The 18,362-nt window shown below is 70.8% G+C and carries 19 protein-coding genes and 2 pseudogenes; 7 read left to right on the plus strand and 14 right to left on the minus strand.

Going from position 1 to position 18,362, the window contains the following annotated elements:
* Nucleotides 1–25: 25 nt before the first annotated feature.
* Nucleotides 26–1,030, plus strand: coding sequence for a serine hydrolase domain-containing protein (locus tag JK364_RS43565; RefSeq protein WP_201857056.1), 1,005 nt, complete (start codon nucleotides 26–28; stop codon nucleotides 1,028–1,030).
* 155 nt (nucleotides 1,031–1,185) lie between these two features.
* A complete protein-coding gene (locus tag JK364_RS43570; RefSeq protein WP_307841562.1) occupies nucleotides 1,186–2,571 on the plus strand; it encodes a cytochrome P450 in 1,386 nt (461 codons plus the stop codon).
* A 165-nt stretch (nucleotides 2,572–2,736) separates the two neighbouring features.
* On the opposite strand, the gene JK364_RS43575 is transcribed toward JK364_RS43570, so the two are convergent.
* Together JK364_RS43575 and JK364_RS43580 are read right to left on the minus strand one after the other, a co-directional pair.
* Entirely contained in the window at nucleotides 2,737–3,252 is a 516-nt protein-coding gene (locus JK364_RS43575; RefSeq protein WP_201857057.1) for a GNAT family N-acetyltransferase, read from the minus strand.
* 59 nt (nucleotides 3,253–3,311) lie between these two features.
* Nucleotides 3,312–4,031, minus strand: a complete 720-nt coding sequence (locus JK364_RS43580; protein ID WP_230993405.1) for a hypothetical protein — start codon at nucleotides 4,029–4,031, stop codon at nucleotides 3,312–3,314.
* 71 nt (nucleotides 4,032–4,102) lie between these two features.
* Between JK364_RS43580 and JK364_RS43585 the strand changes: the two are divergent.
* A pseudogene (locus tag JK364_RS43585) lies at nucleotides 4,103–4,285 on the plus strand (hypothetical protein); the annotation flags it as partial.
* 65 nt (nucleotides 4,286–4,350) lie between these two features.
* Here JK364_RS43585 and JK364_RS43590 read toward each other — a convergent pair.
* Nucleotides 4,351–5,538 carry a methyltransferase domain-containing protein gene (locus JK364_RS43590; RefSeq protein ID WP_201856991.1) on the minus strand — a complete coding sequence of 396 codons (1,188 nt, stop codon included), beginning with the start codon at nucleotides 5,536–5,538 and terminating at the stop codon, nucleotides 4,351–4,353.
* Nucleotides 5,539–5,906: 368 nt separating this feature from the next.
* On the opposite strand from JK364_RS43590, the pseudogene JK364_RS43595 reads away from it, so the two are divergent.
* Nucleotides 5,907–6,089: pseudogene (locus JK364_RS43595) on the plus strand (helix-turn-helix domain-containing protein); the annotation flags it as partial.
* A gap of 108 nt (nucleotides 6,090–6,197) precedes the next feature.
* On the opposite strand, the gene JK364_RS43600 reads toward JK364_RS43595, so the two are convergent.
* Together JK364_RS43600 and JK364_RS43605 are read right to left on the minus strand one after the other, a co-directional pair.
* Nucleotides 6,198–7,214 carry a small ribosomal subunit Rsm22 family protein gene (locus JK364_RS43600; RefSeq protein ID WP_201856992.1) on the minus strand — a complete coding sequence of 339 codons (1,017 nt, stop codon included), beginning with the start codon at nucleotides 7,212–7,214 and terminating at the stop codon, nucleotides 6,198–6,200.
* A 596-nt stretch (nucleotides 7,215–7,810) separates the two neighbouring features.
* Complete coding sequence (locus tag JK364_RS43605) at nucleotides 7,811–8,719, minus strand: glycerophosphodiester phosphodiesterase (protein WP_201856993.1); 909 nt, start codon at nucleotides 8,717–8,719, stop codon at nucleotides 7,811–7,813.
* A gap of 169 nt (nucleotides 8,720–8,888) precedes the next feature.
* On the opposite strand from JK364_RS43605, the gene JK364_RS43610 reads away from it, so the two are divergent.
* Nucleotides 8,889–9,626 (plus strand): bifunctional DNA primase/polymerase, encoded by a 738-nt coding sequence (locus JK364_RS43610; RefSeq protein ID WP_201856994.1) that lies wholly within the window; start codon nucleotides 8,889–8,891, stop codon nucleotides 9,624–9,626.
* A 114-nt stretch (nucleotides 9,627–9,740) separates the two neighbouring features.
* Here JK364_RS43610 and JK364_RS43615 read toward each other — a convergent pair whose 3' ends face one another.
* From JK364_RS43615 to JK364_RS43650, 9 genes are all read right to left on the minus strand, one after another.
* Nucleotides 9,741–10,664, minus strand: a complete 924-nt coding sequence (locus tag JK364_RS43615; protein ID WP_504942657.1) for an SCO2278 family lipoprotein — start codon at nucleotides 10,662–10,664, stop codon at nucleotides 9,741–9,743.
* Nucleotides 10,597–11,574 (minus strand): iron uptake transporter permease EfeU, encoded by a 978-nt coding sequence (gene efeU, locus JK364_RS43620; protein ID WP_201856996.1) that lies wholly within the window; start codon nucleotides 11,572–11,574, stop codon nucleotides 10,597–10,599. The genes JK364_RS43615 and efeU overlap by 68 nt, the downstream gene beginning before the upstream one ends.
* Before the next feature lie 43 nt (nucleotides 11,575–11,617).
* Nucleotides 11,618–12,901 carry an iron uptake transporter deferrochelatase/peroxidase subunit gene (gene efeB / locus JK364_RS43625; protein WP_201856997.1) on the minus strand — a complete coding sequence of 428 codons (1,284 nt, stop codon included), beginning with the start codon at nucleotides 12,899–12,901 and terminating at the stop codon, nucleotides 11,618–11,620.
* Between the two features lie 11 nt (nucleotides 12,902–12,912).
* On the minus strand, nucleotides 12,913–14,046 hold the full coding sequence (gene efeO, locus JK364_RS43630; protein ID WP_201856998.1) for an iron uptake system protein EfeO: 1,134 nt from the start codon (nucleotides 14,044–14,046) through the stop codon (nucleotides 12,913–12,915).
* A gap of 286 nt (nucleotides 14,047–14,332) precedes the next feature.
* Complete coding sequence (locus tag JK364_RS43635; protein WP_201856999.1) at nucleotides 14,333–14,821, minus strand: hypothetical protein; 489 nt, start codon at nucleotides 14,819–14,821, stop codon at nucleotides 14,333–14,335.
* Between the two features lie 91 nt (nucleotides 14,822–14,912).
* Nucleotides 14,913–15,041 carry a hypothetical protein gene (locus JK364_RS57265; RefSeq protein WP_269146384.1) on the minus strand — a complete coding sequence of 43 codons (129 nt, stop codon included), beginning with the start codon at nucleotides 15,039–15,041 and terminating at the stop codon, nucleotides 14,913–14,915.
* A 259-nt stretch (nucleotides 15,042–15,300) separates the two neighbouring features.
* Nucleotides 15,301–15,447 carry a hypothetical protein gene (locus JK364_RS43640; protein WP_201857000.1) on the minus strand — a complete coding sequence of 49 codons (147 nt, stop codon included), beginning with the start codon at nucleotides 15,445–15,447 and terminating at the stop codon, nucleotides 15,301–15,303.
* Entirely contained in the window at nucleotides 15,444–15,626 is a 183-nt protein-coding gene (locus tag JK364_RS43645) for a hypothetical protein (RefSeq protein ID WP_201857001.1), read from the minus strand. The genes JK364_RS43640 and JK364_RS43645 overlap by 4 nt, the downstream gene beginning before the upstream one ends.
* Before the next feature lie 85 nt (nucleotides 15,627–15,711).
* A complete protein-coding gene (locus tag JK364_RS43650) occupies nucleotides 15,712–16,071 on the minus strand; it encodes an ATP-binding protein (protein ID WP_307841564.1) in 360 nt (119 codons plus the stop codon).
* Nucleotides 16,072–16,282: 211 nt separating this feature from the next.
* Between JK364_RS43650 and JK364_RS43655 the strand changes: the two genes are divergently transcribed.
* Together JK364_RS43655 and JK364_RS43660 are read left to right on the plus strand one after the other, a co-directional pair.
* Nucleotides 16,283–17,542 (plus strand): helix-turn-helix domain-containing protein, encoded by a 1,260-nt coding sequence (locus JK364_RS43655; RefSeq protein WP_201857003.1) that lies wholly within the window; start codon nucleotides 16,283–16,285, stop codon nucleotides 17,540–17,542.
* Nucleotides 17,527–18,066 carry a GNAT family N-acetyltransferase gene (locus JK364_RS43660; RefSeq protein ID WP_201857004.1) on the plus strand — a complete coding sequence of 180 codons (540 nt, stop codon included), beginning with the start codon at nucleotides 17,527–17,529 and terminating at the stop codon, nucleotides 18,064–18,066. The genes JK364_RS43655 and JK364_RS43660 overlap by 16 nt, the downstream gene beginning before the upstream one ends.
* Nucleotides 18,067–18,362: the final 296 nt, after the last annotated feature.

An 18,362-nucleotide genomic window follows, 5' to 3' on the forward strand; every position in this document is an offset into this window, starting at 1 on the left:
GGGGGAGCGCCCTTGGTGTTCCGGGGTGGCGCTGGCCGCCGGGACCGGCTCCGGCCCGCTGGCCGAGGAGTGCTTCGGCTGGGCGGTGCGGTACGCGGCGTACGACGAGGCCTCCGACCGGGGCGTGGAACTGCCCCGCGAGCGGTGGGTGCCGGTGCGCCGCGACACCGTCTTCGACCTCGCCTCGCTCACCAAGCTGTGCACCACGATCGTGGCGCTGCGGGCCGTCGAGCGCGGGCTGATCGCGCTGGACGGGCGGGTGGCCGGGTACGCCCCGGAGTGCACGGCCGCCGCCGAGCACGGCATCACCGTGCGGCAACTGCTCACCCACACCTCCGGGCTGATCCCCGAACTGCCGCTGTACGAGGAGGACGGGCGGGAGCGGGCGCTGGCCAGGCTCGCCGCCGAGCCGCCGGCCACCCCGCCCGGCACCGCGCGCCGCTACTCCGACCTCAACTTCCTGCTGCTCCAGCGCGTCCTGGAACGGTCGGCCGGACAGCCGCTGGACCGGCTCGTCCAGGAGACGGTCACCGGCCCGCTGGACATGACCGGCACCCGCTTCAACCCGCCCGCCTCCTGGCTCCCCCGGATCGCGGCCACCGAGGACCAGCGGCGGCCCTGGGGCAAGCTGGACCGGGGGATGCTGCGGGGCGTGGTGCACGACGAGAACGCCTGGGCGCTGGGCGGGGTCGCCGGGCACGCCGGGCTCTTCTCGACCGCCGGGGACCTGGCCGTGCTGTGCCGGGCGCTGCTGGCCGGGGGCGGGCCCATGCTGTCGGCGGAGTCCACCGAGCTGATGCTGACCGCGCCGGGGCTGGGCTTCGAGGTCGACCAGCCGTGGTTCATGGGGGAGTTGGCGGGGCCGGGCGCCGCGGGACACACCGGGTTCACCGGCACCAGCCTGGTGGTGGACCGGGCCCGCGGGGCCTATCTGGTGCTGCTCGCCACCACCGTGCATCCGCGCCGCCGCCCCGGCGACAGCGCGCCCCGCGCGGCGGCGGCCACGGCGCTGGCCCGCGCCTTGGGCTGACGGCACCGGCCCGCGCCTTGGGCTGACCTGCCCTCACCGGCCGGTAATGTCAGGACAGTTGGCCTGATCCGTTCGCTTGGTTAGCCTGTGCGCCTGTGCCACTGCCGTGCACCCCCGGACGGCCGCGCTGCTCCACCGCCATGAGGAAGACCGCTGTGACGAACCTCCAGGACCCGCAGGACTCTCCCGCCACTCCGGCCCCTCAGGCCACTCCGGCCCCTCAGGCCACTCCGGCCCCTCAGGCCACTCAGGACCCACCGGGCGCGGAGGACGCGCCCGGCGATCCGGGCCCGGCGGCGCCGCCCCCCGGCTGCCCCGCCCACACCGACCCCTCCTCCGCCGGACCCGCGCTGCTGTACGGGGAGCGGTACCTGCGGAATCCCGCCGAGAGCTATGAGCGGATGCGGCGCGACCACGGACAGGTCGCCCCGGTCCTGCTGGAGTCCGACGTCCCCGCCTGGCTCATCCTCGGCTATCGCGAGATACGCCAGGTCGTCACCGACGTCCAGACCTACGGCCGCGACTCACGCCGCTGGAACCGCTGGGACGAGGTGCCGTCCGACTGGCCACTCATGCCCTGGGTGGCCCACAGCCCCATGATCCACTTCACGGAGGGGGACGAGCACCGGCGGCGCTCGGCGGCCGTCAGCGACGCCCTCGCCTCCGTCGACCCCTTCGAACTGCGCAGGCACTGCGAGCGGTTCGCCGACTCGCTGATCGACAAGTTCGTCGGCAGCGGCAAGGCGGACCTGGTCTTCGACTACGTCTACTCCGTGCCCGCCCTCGCCATGGGCCAGATGTTCGGCCTGCCCGAGGACCAGCTGGAGTACATGGCGGAGGCGGTGACCGTCTCGCTGCTCTCCAGCGACGAGGCCATGGCGGCCCAGCAGCGGGCCGCCGAGGTGGTGCAGCGGCTGGTGGCGGCCAAGCGCGAAGAGCCGGGCCCGGACGTCACCTCCCGGTACATCCGGAACTCCCCGGACCTCACCGACGAGCAACTCGTCGGGGACCTGATGGTGATGATCGCCGCGGGCATGCCCGCCACGTCCTACTGGATCGGCAACACCGTCCGGCTGATGCTCACCGACGACCGGTTCACCATGACCCTCGCGGGCAACCGCCGCAGCATCGGCGAGGCCATGAACGAGGTGCTGTGGGCGGACTCCCCGCTCCAGAACGTCATCGGGCGCTTCGCCACCCGCGACACCACGCTCGGGGACCAGCGCATCCGCGCCGGTGACCTCCTCGTCCTCGGCCTCGCCGCCGCCAACGCGGACCCGCTGCTGTGGCCCGACAGCGGGGCGGGCTACGCGGGGAACAACGCGTATGTGTCCTTCACCGGCGGCGACTACGGATGCCCGGTGGGCGCGCCCGACCTGGGCAAGATCATCTCGGAGACGGCGATCGAGGTGCTGCTGGACCGGGTGCCGGACCTGGAGCTGGCGGTCGAACCCGACGAGCTCCAGTGGATGGACTCCCTCTGGTACCGCTGCCTGGTCTCCCTCCCGGTCACCTTCACCCCCGCCCCGGCCGCGGGATAAGTAGTGTCTGGCGGTTCGTGACGCCTGCGGCGGGCTGTTCCCCTCCCCGCCCCTTCCCGAAGCATCGATATGCGGCTCCGCCACGTGGTGGGGCTCCGCCCAGCCCCCGGGATCCGGGGGTCCAGGGGCGGAGCCCCGGTTTCGGGAAGCCCGGATGCGGAGCGGCTACAGAGCCTGGAACCTCTCTTCGAGGTCAGCGATGCGCTCGGCCCGTCGGGCCAGTAGGTAGACCCGGTTGTTCGTGCGCTGCACTTCGTGCACCAGGCTGAAGCCCTGGGTCTCGTTGTACCTCACCAATTCGGGGAGGCTGCAGCCACGACGGACCCATGCCCTCCCCTCCCGGGCGGCCCGGTCAACCGCCCACAGTCCCATGACGGTTCCCGGCTTCTTCGTACAGTGCGCCGGGTCGGTGACTGTCGAGTAGAGGTAGTGGGCCGACTCGTTCAGTTCGTCTTGCGTCCAGCCCCAGGGTGGGGTCTGTTCCTGCACGGTGGTGCACCCGATGACCTGTCCGCCGTCCTCGGCGAGGACCCACACGTCACCGTCAGAGTTCTCTGCCTGCCGTGCGAGTTCGGTAGCGTTCTCACGCCAGCTCGGATGTCCTCGCTCCTCCAGCCATGCAGAGCGAGCGAGGATCATGTTCTCTACGGCAGGGATGTCGTCGGCCGTGGCCGGGCGCATTGCGAACACCGTGTCTCCTGGGGTCGGTCGGCGGCAAACCGGTGTGGTTGCCGCATGGTTTACAGGAAGGCTCGGGCGGCGAAGTGCAGATCCAGCACTTCGAGGAGCTGCGCGTCACCGTCTTCGCGGTAGGGCTCTTCGGCCAGTCGTCGCACGGCCAGGCGCAGGCCATCAGGGTCGACCAGCTGGTCATCGAAGAGTGGGGAACCGTCGGTGAGCATCCGGGCGAACCACTGCCGGGCGTGCGTGGTCAGTGAGTGTTGGACGACTTCTGCGAAAGACTCCCGCACGCGGGACTCGGTGACGTCCGGGCTCAGCCCAAGTGAGGCGAGGCGTCGCCGCTGAAGTTGCTTGAGCTCGCGCCAGTGCATGGGAAGCCACTCGCCGAGTTGGACCATGCCGGGGTCGGCGAAGGGGTGCAGGGGCCAGATGCCGGCTCGCATCAGCACGGGCGCCGTGGTCTCCAGAGACAGCAAGGTCATGCTGTTGACCGCGGCGGGTGGTGCGATGCCGTCGTCCGCGTACTCGAGCGCCGCCCGTGCTCGTCGGCCGACCCAGGGAAGCGCGTCGCTGATCTCGCCCATGGACTTGTGGGGGTACTCGTCCTGCGAGAGGGCCACCATTTCGTCCCCGCCGAGTCCCGTCACGACCACGCGGGCCCCGTGCTCGGCCAGTCCCTCGGTCAGTCGGGTGAATGGGCGGTGCAGGGGTTCCTCGTACGGGCTGATGCGCTCGCCCCGGACACGCGCGCAGTCGGCCGTCAGCGGGGCGTACTCCATGGCGTCGATCGGGTGATCCGGCTCGGCGAACGGGAGGGTTTTGAGGATTTCGGCACGCCGCCGGATCTGGTGAGCAGGACTGGTACTCCCTCGGCACGGACGGCTTCGGTCTCTCCGACACCCGCGAAGCCGCCCGCCGCCACTTCGGCGTCGAAGCCCCGGCCATCGTGACCACCGCCCTGAACCGCCTCGCCCGCCGGGGCGAGGCCAAGCCGACGGCGGCGAAGGAAGTGGCCGAGCGCTACGGCATCTGACCGCCCCGCGGCATGCGGAAGCCCCGCCCATGCGCCATGGCGGCGTAAGGGCGGGGCCGGTCGTTTCAGAGGGACCAGGAGTTCACAGGGTCGTCCAGCCAAGCGTGTGTCTCTTCGGCCGTGACCGTGAGACCGAACCGGGAGTGATCCGGTTCGCCATGGCTGAGCCACCAGTGGTAGGCGCTCTCCACCTCGCCCCACAGTCGGCGAGGGCCGGACTGGTAGACCTTGGCTTCCTCGCGGTCATCGCGGAAGACGACGACCGCCCAGGACCTGTCCGAAAGCCCGTAGAACCACACGGCGCGCCGACCATCCCGCTTGCGGTCGGGGTTGTGCGCAACGTCAGGCACACGAAGGCCCAAGGCGAAACCGACCGCGTCGAAACTCCCGGTGCCGCAGAGCTGCGCCTCAGTGAGCGTCGTGGTTGACGTGTCCGCAGCGTCCAGTGCCCCTGGCGGGACGTATTCGTCGTGCCGGGGCCACACGAACCGTTGAGAGCGCAGACGCATGAACGCCACGGGCCGTGTGAACGGCCCTGACGCGCTCTGTCCGTGCCGAGCGACCACGAGTCGGGCAGCTGCCTCGCTAGGACCGTAGTACGTCCCCCAGGGAACAAGAAGCACCCCGCCTGGCTTCGACTGCTCCACCCACGCGAACGGGATCTTCCGCAACCCGCACGTGGCGATGACACGATCGTACGGAGCCCGTGCGCCGTACCCGAGGAGCCCATCCCCGTGCACCACCTGCACCGGTAGCCCGAAGTGGTCCAGGGACTTCCGGGCATCCGAGGCAACGGCGCTGTCCACTTCCACGGTGACGATGTTCTCGGCGCCCAGACGATACGCCAGCAAAGCCGCGTTCCACCCCGTCCCCGTACCGATCTCCAACACCCGCTGTCCCGGCTTCACATCCAGGTCGGCCAGCATGGAGAACACCAGGCTCGGCATGGACGACGAGGAGCTGAAGGACTTGCCAGGCTCGGGGCCCTCGTGCGCGCCGTCGTCCCATTGCGTGACGATGGGGTCGTCAGAGTCGGCGTATCGCTGCCACGCTTCCGGATCCTGCTCTTCACTGACCGTGGAGTATCGGCCGGTGGCCATGTCATGCGGCCATATCAGGGAAGGCAGGAAGCGGGAGCGAGGCACGGCCTCATAAGCCGGGGTCCACTCGGCCGACACGGCGCCCGCGTTGAGGAGGAGGCGGCCCAGTTCCTCACGAGTGGCCCGCCCCGCCTGCTCAGCCGAGCTTGTCACTTCTTGTGCGTCCCATCGCCGGGAGGCGTCGAACCGTCCGGGTGAGGCTCGTCAGTGGGTGTCCACGGCTGCCCGGGGTGCCCGTCGCCTCCGTCGTCGTCCTTTCCGTGCCCACCGCCTTGTGTGAATAAAATACCCAATTGCATGCTCATCGTTTTCCCCTCCCGAGAGTCCGGATCTCCCCCGCGCTGTCAGTACTGCCCCACGGACACACGGCTTCGGCCGCTTCATGTCCACGTTGTCGTACGTCCAGTCAACGCCCGCTTGAGTGCGGGAACTTGCACATCGTTTGTACTGAGGCGATCCGGACATTCACCCACTTGTGGCTACGGCTGACAGGATCTGTATCCGCGAGGAAGACTGAACCCATGAGCACCACTGAGCTTGCCCCCGGCACCAACGTCGCGGTACTCCGCAAGGAGCGCGGCTGGAGTCAGCTCCACACAACTCACAAGGCCACCATCTCTGTGTCGCTCCTGTCCAAGATTGAGCTGGGAGACCGGACGCTGACGCCTGCCGTCGCCGCTGCCCTGGCTGGTGCCTTCGGTGTGACCATGGACGAGGTGCTTGGCCGTATCCTTCGCTCAGGAGGATGTACCGCGTCTCTCCGCGCTCCGGGCTGCCATCAGGGACTACGACCTACCGGAGAGGCTGCCTGCTCAGCGGGGTGGTTCCTCCTCGGGGGGCCAGACGTCGCCCCAGGACACATCGCGGGCGGCCCGGTACAGCGGCCCCTGACGCTTGGTCACCGTGGTGCGCCCCAGGCCCTCCTCGGGCGCGCACAGATCCAGCAGCACCTGGCCCTTGCGGATCTGCGGGCGGCGCACCACCCGCGCCCCGGCGGGCGTCGCGTCGAACCGTACGGCCGCGACATAGCTGAACTTCTCGTCCTCGTACGGCAGTGAACCGCCCTTGACCCGCCGGTGGAGGGAGGAGCGGCGGACCCGGGTGGCGAAGTGGCACCAGTCGGCGCCGGGCTCGATCGGGCAGGACGCGCCGTGCGGGCAGGGGGCGACGATCCGCAGCCCGGCCGCCAGCAGGCGGTCCCGGGCCTCGCGGATCCGCAGATAGCCGTCCGGGGTGCCCGGTTCGATCAGCACCACTGCCTGCGCTACGCGCGCCGCCTCGGTCACGACGGCGTGCCGGTCGGCATCGGTCAGCTCGCCCAGCACGTAGCTGACGGTGACCAGGTCGGTCCCGTCCGGCAGCGCGAGGCCGTCGCCGATGGCCCGGCGCTGCCAGCGGGCGGTGCGCAGCGCCTCGGAGGGTGCCTGCCGGGCCAGTTCGCGGCCGAGGTCCAGCGCGGGCTCGGCCCAGTCCAGGACCGTGGTGGTGTGCCCGGCCCGCGGCCAGGCGGCGGCCACCGCCCAACTGGCGGCGCCGGTACCACCGCCGATGTCGATGTGCGTGGCCGGGGCCCACTCGGGCGCGCGGGCGCGGAAGGCGTCGAGGGCGGCGCGCACGGCCTCGAAGGTCGCGGGCATCCGGTACGCGGCGTACGCGGCGACGTCGGAGCGGTCGCGCAGCACGGGCGCGTCGGTCGGGGTGTGCCCCCGGTAGTGGCCGATCAGCCGGTCGACCGCCTGGGCCGCCTGGCGGGGCGGCAGACCGTCGAGGAGTCCGGCGAGCGCGGTGTGGGGCGTCTCGTCGGTGGGGGCGGCGTCGGGGGCGTGCATTCGCGGGATTCTACCGGCGGGAGGGGGCGCCTTCGGCGTCTGGGCCGGGGGTCGCTGCATGGGCGTGGGCATGGGTATGGGCATGGGCTGCATGGGCCTGGGCCTGGGGCGCCGCCTGGGCCTGGGGCCGCCGTTTGAGCCTGGGGTCGCCGCTTGGCCCGGGGTCGCCGCCTGGGCCGGGGGTTGCCGCCTGGGCTTGGGCCGGGGGCGCCGCCTAGGCCGCCGCTTGGGGCCGGGGGCGTCGCCTGAGCCTGGACCGCCGATTGGGCCGGGGGCGTCGCCTGAGCCTGGACCGCCGATTGGGCCGGGGGCGCCGCTTGGGCCTGGGGTCGCCACCTGGGCCTGGTTCGCCACCGGGCCGGGGGCCTCGCAGGGTCCGCTGCCCTCAGGGTCCGCTGCCCTCAGGGTCGGCTTCGCGCAGGGCCGGCGGGCGCCGCAACGGCGGCGAGCGCCTTGCCGCCCGGCGCGGGGCCGTGCCCGGCGCGGGGCCGTGCCCGGCCCGGGATCGCTGGTCGGCCCGAGGCCGCTGGTCGGCCCGAGGCCGCTGGTCGGCCCGGGGCCGCTGGTGGGCCCGTTCGCCCACCGTGGACCGTCCCTCATCCCCCGCTAGGCGCCCGCGGCATCCGTACGGGCGTGGAGATCAGCCGGCCCGGCGCGTCCGTGATGATGCCGTCGCAGCCCAGCCGCAGCATCCGGTCCCGCTGTGCCGGGGTGTCCACGGTGTGCGCCCACACCCGCGGTATCCCCGAGGCGACGGCCCGCCGTACGTCCTTGTCGCGCGCCCGGTAGTCCACGTCCAGCAGGTCGACGACGCCGCGCCAGTCGCGCGGGGTGTCGGTGCGCATCTGCCGGGCGGACCGCCACAGCTGGGTCAGCAGCCCCTTGCGGTGGGCCTCGCGGGCCACGTCGGGGCGGTTGCTGTTGACGTAGACGGCGTGGACCAGCCCCCGGTCGCGGATCATCCTCGCCAGCCGCGGCAGGCTCTCCGGGTCCTTGGCCTCGACCATCAAGGTGATCCGGCCGCCGAACCGGTCCAGCACCTCGGCGACGGTCGGCGGCCGCTCGGGCCGCCAGGTGCCGCGCAGGGAGGGGTCGGGGCGCAGCCGGACGTTCCGCCACTGGGCGGTGGTCAGGGCCCGCACGGGCCCGGTCCGGTCGGTGGTGCGGTCCAGCGTGGCGTCGTGCATCACCACGAGCGTGCCGTCCGCCAGCATGCGGCTGTCGAAGTCCAGGACCTGGACGTCACGCCTGCTGAAGGCGCTGGCCAGCCCCGACATGCTGTTCTCGGGCACTTCCAGGGCGCCGCCGCGGTGCGCGGTGTAGACGACGGCGGGCTTACGGGACGACAGCGTCGTGAGCGCGGGCCGGAGGCCGAGCCGCGCCGGTTCGGCGGCCGGGGGTACGAGGCGTCGTACGGACGGACGAGCGGTGGGGTGGGCCGCGGCGGCGGCCGGTATGGACAGGCCGAGCACCACGACGGCGGTCAGAAAACGCCTGCTGATCATAAACGGAACGCTAGGGGCGTGACATCCGTTATGCCCTGATATCGGCACCCGGTCGGGGTGCTCTCACCCACCCCGGATGCGGACACCGGCCACTTCCGGAGCAGGATGGTGGCAGCATTGATCGGGTACCGGCGGTACCGCCGGTACCGGCGGTGAAGCGAGGCGGTAGATGGAACGCAAGGGCAGGTTCTCCCAGTGGCTGCGCCGGCCGAGGAGCGGAGCGGGCGGCGACCAGGGCACGGGAGCGGGCGCCGGGGGCGTCCGCGAGGACCTGCTCATGGCCGCCGCGGCCGCGGGATTCCCGCTCGCGCCGGCCGCGCACCCCTCCGGCTACGGCTGCTCCTGCGACCGCATCGGCTGCCCCACCCCGGCCCGCCACCCCGTCTCGTTCGCCTGGCAGACCCAGGCGACGACGGACCCGGACAAGGTCGAGCAGTGGCTGCGCGCCGATCCCCAGGCCAACTTCATCACCGCCACCGGCATCGTCCACGATGTGCTCGACGTACCCGCGGACGCGGGGCGGATGGCCCTGGAGCGGCTGGGCGCGGCCGAGGTCGAGGTCGGGCCCGTGGCCACGAGCAGTGGCGATCTCCGGCAGGGCCGGATGCTCTTCTTCACGGCCACGCGGGGTACGCCCGACGACGAGGACGAGTGGTGGCCGTGTGAGCTGGACTGTCATCCGGAGACGATGGATGAGCATCCGGGGCTGCGGTGGCATTGCCGGGGGAGCTATGTGCTGATGCCGCCCGCGAGGTTGCCGGGGGACGGGCATGTGGGGTGGGTGCTCGGGCCGGAGCGGCCGCTGCCGGATCCGCTGAGCTTGCTCGAGACGCTCACCGATGCGTGTGCCCGCTTCGCGGGCGAGGATCAGGATCAGGAGACGGCTGCCTGGCCCATGGGGCGGTAGGGCGCTTTAAGGTTTCGTTGTCGGGTGCGGGCCGGTGGGTGGCGTGTGCCCACCCGTTCCGCCAGGGGGCACCTCCCAGCGGTAGCTGGGGGAGGAACGATTGCCCACACTTATTTATTCGCCCTTCGCCGCTGTTACGCCCTCCAGGCGGTTGAGGAAGACCACCTTCGGGTCCGCCGCGTCCTTCGCCGGGACCCGTACCGCCGACTCCGCGATGCGGGTCAGCGTCACCGCCCGCTTCGCCTCCCCCGTCATCAGCGCCTTGATCTGCGGATCCGGGTTGGGCCGGAACCCCTTCGCCATGGTCTGCTTCTGCCGGTGGTGCGAGGTGAAGAACACGATCGCCCCGCCGTCCGAGGTGCGCAGCCCCAACGGGGCGTCCTGCGCGCCCTGCGCCGGGCTGTCGATGTACTCGGTCCAGAACTTGGGCGTGCGCAGGTACTTCTTCCGGGTGTCCCGCAGCCCCGACGTGGACTGGCCGTCGGCGAAGACCGAGCCCTTGCCCGTCATCAGGTAGTCGGCGTACTCCGCGCTCAGCTTGTCCGGCCGGGTGGCCAGCTTCGGGGCCGGCCCCGCGGCCCGGACCGGCTTGGCCCAGCCGTCCTTGTCGGTCGCGAAGTCCGGCACCTCGTCCTGGCTGAGGATCGACAGATACGCGGCCTTCCACGGCTCATCCGCGCCGCCCCGGGTGAAGACGAACAGCCAGCGGTTGTCGTCGCGGTTGCTGTCGGTGTCCGCGACGAAGAACTTCGGCCAGCCCACCTGCTTGGGGATGCGGTAGGTGACGTCGGACAGCTCCAGCGACGGGTACTTGGGGTTGCCGTCGGGCGAGCTCGCGTGCTGGGCCTTGAGGTCGGCCGTGGTGATGGCCTCCAGCGGGCCCGTCTCCACCTGGCTCGCCAGCGCCGGATCCAGCTCGCGGTACGCCTTGTTGTACGTGTCGGTGAACCGCTCGAGCGCCTTGGGCGCCTCAGCCTTGTCCACCGACGGAATGTTCTCCCGCTCGCCGTGCACCGTCATGCACCCCGTGAGCGTCATCCCCAGCGTCAGTACCACCGCTGCGGTCGGAACTGCCAGCTGCCGACGGGGCGACCTGCGTGTCATGGGGCTCCGGCTCCCGATTCGTGGGGGCTGCTGTGGACGGCGACACCCTACCGGGGCGAAGGAACAGCGCGAGCGTGGGGACCAGGTAGAGCGCCCACATCCACACCTGGAGCCAGGTCGGGTCCGGCTGGAAGTTGAAGACGCCCTTGAGCACCGTGCCGTACCAGGAGTCCGGCGCGATGGTGGAGCTGATGTCGAAGGCCAGCGAGTGCAGCCCCGGCAGCCAGTCGGCCTCCTGGAGGTCGTGGAAGCCGTACGCGAGCACCCCGGCCGCCACCACGACCAGCATCGCACCGGTCCAGGTGAAGAACTTCGCCAGGTTGATCCGCAGCGCTCCCCGGTAGAACAGCCAGCCCAGCACCACCGCGGTGACCAGGCCCAGGACCACGCCGATCAGCGGGTCCGCCGTACCGTCGTTGCTCGCCCGCACCGCCGTCCACACGAACAGCGCGGTCTCCAGGCCCTCCCGGCCGACCGCGAGGAACGCCGTGGCCACCAGCGCCCCGGTGCCCATCGCGAGCGCCGCGTCCAGCTTGCTGTGCAGCTCGGACCTGAGATGGCGGGCGGTGCGCCGCATCCAGAACACCATCCAGGTCACCAGGCCGACCGACAGGATCGACAGCGAGCCGCCCAGCGCCTCCTGCGCCTCGAAGGTCAGCTCCTGCGAGCCGAACTCCAGCGCCGCGCCGAAGGACATGCTCAGGACCACCGCGGCGGCGATCCCGAGCCACACCGGGCGCAGCGCCTGCCGGCGCTCGGTCTTGACCAGATAGGCGACCAGGATGCAGACCACCAGGCTGGCTTCGAGCCCTTCGCGCAGTCCGATCAGGTAATTGCCGAACACGGGGTTCGCCTTCCTTGTCGTCGAGGGTTGTCGCGGGAGTCCGTCAGGAGAACAGCGCCCTGCCCCACCAGTCGTCCGCGTCCCGGACGCCCGGCGGGACGGCGAACAGCGCCGAACCCACGTGCTGGATGTATTCGTTGAGCGCGTCGGTCCGCGCCAGCCGCTGCTGTACGGGTACGAATCCGTCCCGTACGTCGTGCTGGTAGGCGAGGAAGAACAGCCCCGCGTCCAGCCGCCCCAGACCGTCCGTGCCATCGGTGAAGGAGTAACCGCGGCGCAGGATCCGCGCCCCGCCGTTGGAGTCCGGATGCGCGAGCCGGACATGCGCGTCCGGCAGCATCGCCTTCAGGTTGGGCTCGTCGTGCTCGCGCTGCCTGCCCTGCGGCGCGCCCTCGCCCTTGTCCCGGCCGAAGACGTCCTCCTGCTCCTTGAGCGAGGTGCGGTCCCAGGTCTCGATGTGCATCCGGATGCGGCGGGCCACCAGGTACGAGCCGCCGGCCAGCCATGCCGGGCCCGCCTTCCCGCTCACCCACACATGCTTGTCCAGGGCGGCGGTGTCGGTGCCCGCGATGTTCCGGGTGCCGTCCTTGAAGCCCATCATGTTGCGCGGGGTCTGCGCGTCCGGCGTGGTCGAGGACGTCTTGCCGAAGCCCAGCTGCGACCAGCGGATGGCCACCTTGCCCATGCCGATGCGGGCCAGGTTGCGGATGGCGTGCACCGCCACCTGCGGATCGTCGGCGCAGGCCTGCACACACAGATCGCCGTCGCTGCGCGCCGGTTCGAGGTTGTCGCCGGGGAAGGCGGGCAGGTCGATCAGCGCCTCGGGGCGGCGGTCCGCGATGCCGAAGCGGTCCTTGCCCTTCTTGTCCTTGAACAGCGTGGGCCCGAAGCCGATGGTGAGGGTGAGCCGGGACGCCTGGAGGCCCAGCGCCTCGCCGGTGTCGTCCGGCGGGGCCTCCGCCAGATCGCTCACCGCGCCGCCGCCGACCGCGTGCCCCTGGGTCATCCGGGCCGCCGCCTTCGTCCACTCCTTCAGCAGCGCGATCAGCTCGGCGCGGTCGTCGGTGGTGACGTCGAACGCCGCGAAGTGCAGCCGGTCCTGCACCGCGGTGGCGATCCCCGCCTGGTGCGCCCCGTGGAAGGGCACCGCGCCGCCGCTGTCGGCCACCGTCTTGGTGTCGTCCCCACCGCCGCCGAGCGCGGCCGCGGTGCCGCCGGCGGCCGCGGCGCCGAGGGCGAGCCCGGCGCCGCCCCAGCCGATCAGCGCCCGGCGCGAGGGAGCCGTACCGGTCTCGGGCGAGGGAGCCGTGTTGGCCTCGTCGGTCATGTCCGGCCCCCTCACTTGGTGACGACGGCGGCGGCGAGCCGGGAGAGCGGCTCGGCGAGCGCGTTGACCGCGTCGGACAGCTTCTTGCGCTGGGACTCCGAGACGGTGTCGTACGAGACGAAGCCATCGCCCTCGCGGTACTGGTCCAGCAGCTTCGTGACGGCCGCGAACTGCTTGTCCAGGCCCTTGGCCAGCTCCGGGTCGTTCTTGGCCGCCACCGGCTTGAGCAGCTTGTACGAGGTCTCGGCGCCCTCGACGTTGCCCTCGAAGTCCACCAGGTCGGTGTGGCTGTAGCGCTCCTCCTCACCGGTGACCTTGCCGGTCTGCACCTCGTCCAGCAGCTCCTTGGCGCCGTTGGCCATGCCGGTGGGGGTGATGTCGGCGGTGCCGACGCGCTTCTGCCAGTCCTTCAGGTCCTTGATGAGCTGGTCGGCGAGGTCATGGTCGGCCGCGGTGATCTTCTTGGTCTGCCACAGGGACTTCTCCAGCCGGTGCCAGCCGGTCCACTTCTGGCCCTTCTCCAGGCCGTCCTCGCGCACATCCACCTTGGGGTCGATATCGCCGAAGGACTCGGCGACCGGCTCGGTGCGCTCCCAGCCGATGCGCGAGGGGGCGTAGAGCTTCTTGGCGCCCTCGATGTCGTCCTTCTTGACCGCGTCGGCGAACTTCTGGACCGCGGGCAGCGTGTCGTCGGCCTGCTTCTGGACGTACGTCCGGTACCCGGCCACCGCCTTGTCCAGCCGCGGATCGCGCTGGGGCAGCTTGCCCTTGCCGTCGGCGGACACCTTCTGGCGGATGCCGTGGCCCTTCATCCCGGGCTTGCAGGCGATCTCGTACGAACCGGCCTTGACCTCGGCATTGATCGAGGTGCTGGTGCCGGGGCCGATGTTCTCGCGCTCGGTGACGATGCGGTCGCCCGGGGCGTAGACGTAGACCTCGGTGACCTTGGAACCCTTGTTCTCCACCGCGAGCTTCACATGCCCTGCGGGGAAGGAGGTCTTGGAGACCTCGCACGCGCTGTCGGAGGCGGTGATCTGGATGGCGTCCGAGTCCTTGGCGTCGGACTTCTGGGCGCATCCGGCGACGGCGGTGATCGTCGTCAGTGCCGATATCGCGGCGACAACGGAGGTGCGAGCGGCTCGCATACGGGCTCCAGACGGAATCAGGGCAGGCAGGACAGGGCGGACGTGCGGGGGGCGGATAAGGCTGGCCTAACTTAACTGAGCCTTGCCTGTGTGGATCCTGCGTAAGGTCAAGGAGTGCTCTGCGAATGGCAAAGGTTTGGCCAAGGTGGCTGATTTGATGCGGTTCGCAGTGTGGGAAGAGTGACGCACGCCTCTTATGGGCGCGGCTCGTCGGATGTCGGCTTCGATGCCGTCTTTGATGTCTTGTGTGCTCTGGGGCAGCAACGGGCGGGCCGATCGGAAGGCGTCAGCGCATCGGGCACGGGATCGTCGGGCGGATGCGGTTCGCGGTGCATGCGACGACCTGGACCGAGGCGAAACCAGTACCTCGCAGGTACCACCCGCCGACGACATCGCCGCCCCAGCCGAGCCGGTCATCCGCTGCCGCGAACCACTCGGCCTGCTGGGAGGGAGCCTTGTCGTGGTCGGTGAGGAAGGACGGGCTTAAGTCGCTGACCTGGTCTCTGTACCAGGCGGAGGCTTCGTCGGGTGCCTCGAAGGTGGCTTTGATCATTCTGGCCGGGCGGAGCAGCCAGTGCGGTACCTCCAGCGGGGGCACGTCGCTCGCCATGAAGGCGGGGCTGGCCGCCGCGATCTGTTTCCACTCCTGGGGTGAGATGTCCTGTACGACGAGGTGTGGTGGCCGCCGGGCGGACTCGTCGTCGTAGGTGCGGCGCTCTCCGGTCCAGCGGTAGCAGTGCCAGTGGGCTGGCATGGGTGGGGGCGGAGCGGTCATCGGAGGTACCTCCTGGTGGTGGGGAGCGGCCCGCCCCCTGGCCGGGCGGAGAGCTGGCCAGGGGGCGGACTGCTATGGCGCTTGACGCTGGTTATCTCGCGTACTGGCGGCCGTCGTCCGAGTCGCCGGGCGTCCCACCGCTCGGTGACGGGGCGTCGGTGTCCGGCATGGTGTCGCCGTCTTCCGGGTCCTGATGGACGACGGCATGCTGTAATCGCATGGGGTTCTCCTGTGAGTTCACTCGCGCAGGGGTGTCCCCGCGCGATGGCGCGGTGCTCGTCCCGGCCACTGGCCTGCAAGCGGGAGCCGGGGCGAGCTCTTCTGAAGGGGGACTCCGGCTTTGCGATCCCCAAATCGGGGCCGGAGCCTTGCCCTGCGGCGGCTACGCCTGGGCTGTGCCTGCCGCAGGGGGCTTGGAGGGCGGGCCGCTGGGGCCGTCGTCCGGTACGGGGGCCCGGACCACCAGCGACCCACCCGGCTTATGGCGCGAGGGTGCTCGCGAAGCAGAGGTGGACCGCGAACGCCAGCAGCGCGGGAACCACGCAGAGCATCAGGCTCATGCGAGCGGCACGGAAGGCGAGCAGCCCGGTCCGCTCGGCGGTCGACCGCCGACGGCGCCGCGTCATGTGCCCTCCTCTGCCCGAGCCAGGCGCGCTGCCTCCTCGTAGACGCTGAGCAGCCGCTCCCCGGTCGCGCATACGGCGCCGGGCGTCCGGCAGGCCGGGCAACTCGCAGCGTGCTCGATGGCTGCTCGCCATGCCTCCTCAGCGTGCAGGGCGACCCCGGTCTGCTCGCCGCCCGCCATCAGCAGCGCTCCTGCGGCCTGGCCCGGAACGCCGCGTTGGAGCCACGCGGGCGGCCGTGCTGTGGGCGGTCGACGCTGCGGATGATCAACCGCACTTCAGCTCGCCCCATACCTGCTTGCCCCAGCGGTACCGGTCCGTCCCCCACCGGTCCGTGAGGGCGTCGACCAACAGCAGCCCCCGGCCCCGGGTGTTGTCGCCGTTGGAGTCCGTCCGCAGGTAGGGGATATCGCGGGACCGGTCCACCACGCCGAGGCGGACGAACGTCTCGGACGGTCGGGTGACGACGACGCGGATCGACCCCAGACGGGCGTGATCCACGGCGTTGGAGACCAGTTCGGTGATGACCAGCTCGGCGTCCTCTATCAGGCCCTCCTGTCCCCAGGCGGCCAGTGCGGCCCGCACCAGCTTGCGGGCGGCCTCCGCGCTCTCCGGTACGCGGCGCATGGTCTGGGAGTACCCGGGGTGCCCCGTGGGGCGAGGTGTAGCGGTCACGGACATCAGGACCTCAGTGAGTGCGAAGTGAGCGGCCTTGTCCGAGTGAACGACGGCTCGTCGCGCGAGAGGGGGAAATGTCGCCCTGGTACGCACATCGTCCAGCCGGAAATTCTCGGCCGACTCTCCTCACGGAGGGGGCTCGCATCGCTACGGTGGGTACGTGGAGGGGAACGGAAACCTCATCAGCGCCCTGCGCGAGAGCGGGCTCACCCAGACCGCCCTGGCGGACGCGGTGAACACTCATCTGTACCGCGACGGCCACGAAGGCACGGTCAGCGACCGGACGGTCCGCAACTGGCTGACCGGAAAGACGCGTTGGCCGCACCCTCGGCAGAGGGCAGCCTTAGAGGCAGTATTCGGATGTAGTGCCGAAGAACTGGGATTCGTTCCACCAGCCCAAAGATGCCCCGCCACAGAACCGGAGGATCCCGTGAGGCGCAGGAACTTCCTGATGGCCACCACCGGTACGACGGCCGCGGTCGCCGTTCCTCTCATCGCACAGCACTCCGTAGGCACCTCCGACGTGATCCGGCTCCGTTCGGGCTTGGACGCCCTGGTGGCCCTGGATGCCGCGCGGGGAGGCCACGACGAACTGGAGCGCAGGGCCCTTACCGGGGCGGCCGGGGCGCTGGAGAAGCAGAAGCTGGGCGCCTCCCAGCGCATCCGCCAGCGGCTGTTCAGCGTGGCCGCCGAATACACGTCCATGGCCGCTTGGTCCGCCATCGACGCCAGGCGGACCGACCGGGCCCGGGGCCTGCTGGACCGGGCGCTCTATCTGGCCGGGGTGGCGAAGGACTCCACCGCCGAGATGGAGGTATGGAACCTGTACGCGATGCTGGCCAGGCAGAGCCGGGAACACACCGAGGCCGTCGACGCCGCCCAGGCGGCTCAACATACCGCGATCGCGCGGCGAGACCCGCTGTTCGCCTCCCTCGCACATGTCCGCGCGGCGCTCGGTTACTCGAATCTCGGTGATCGGCAGGCCGCCTTACGGTCCCTCGGGTACGCCCACGAGACCCTGGCCAAGGCATCCTTCGACGAGCCTCGGCCGAGCTGGGTGGCCTTCTACGGGCGCGCCGAACTATCCGCCCTGTCCGCCATCGTCCGGAACCGGATCGGCGAGCCCGCGGCGGCCGAGGCCGACGGTCACCGGGCTCTGGCGACCATCCCCGAGGGGTTTCGCCGCAATCGGGCCATGACCACGGCGCATCTCGCTCTGACTCAGCTTCACCAGCGGGACATCGACCAGGCGTGCGCCACTGCTTCCACAGCCTTCGACTTGGTGGCCGGGCACCCGATGCCTGGCCGAATGCGCTCCCTTCTCGGCGACTACCACCGGGACTTGATCACCCTTGCCCCGGACGCGAGCGTCGCCCGCGAGTGGGCCGACCGCTACCGAACCGAATGGAGCCGCGCGTGACCGCCGCAGGGCTGAACGTCCGACACTTCACCCACACCGATCTCCCGGAGATCCGCCAAACGCTCATCGACGTACACGCCGACGCCCTCGCGGACGAGATGGACGACCCCTTCAACCAGCGCTTCCCCTGGTTCGTGGACCACTGGGGCGGCCTCCCTGGGTACTCCTGCGTGATCGCGTACGACGGCGACAAGGCCGTGGGCTTTGCCTACGGCGCTCCGGGCAGCCCTGGTCGCGAGTGGTGGCGCGAGCACCTCGACCCGGCGCCGGAGAAGCACCGGACCTTCTCGTACTCCGAACTGGCCGTCATCCCGGCGTGGCGGAAGCAGGGCCTGTCCGAACGGCTGACACGCGCGCTGATGGCAGACCGGGACGAGGATCTCGTGGTCCTGCTCGTGGACACCGAACACCCCCGGGTACAGGCCCTGTACGAGTCCTGGGGCTTCCGCAAGGTGGGGGAGCGCCAGCCCTTCCCGGACTCCCCGGTCTTCGCCGTCATGCTCACCGAGCTGCCCCTGAAGTAGGCCCAGAACAGGGAAGGTTGGTGCTGGGTTCAGCAGGGTGCTGAGCCCAGCCTCTGCCGCATTCCTGGAGTACGCTCCCGCCGTTCCTTCTTGGCAATCTTCGCCCGGTGTCACTGCTGGATCCATCTACCCAGGAGAGCGCCCGCGCACCGACTGAGGCCCCGATCAGGCCGATCCACCCTGCTGACACCTCTGCTTCCACCGGTAGATCACGAGTCCTCGCGGAGAAGGCGGGCGACCTGACGCCGCCATTGCTCGGCAGCCTCCTCTGCTCGCCCCTCAGCTCAGCCCATGGC

The sequence above is a fragment of the Streptomyces endocoffeicus genome, from assembly GCF_016741935.1.
In the GTDB taxonomy this organism is placed as follows: Bacteria; Actinomycetota; Actinomycetes; order Streptomycetales; family Streptomycetaceae; genus Streptomyces; species Streptomyces endocoffeicus.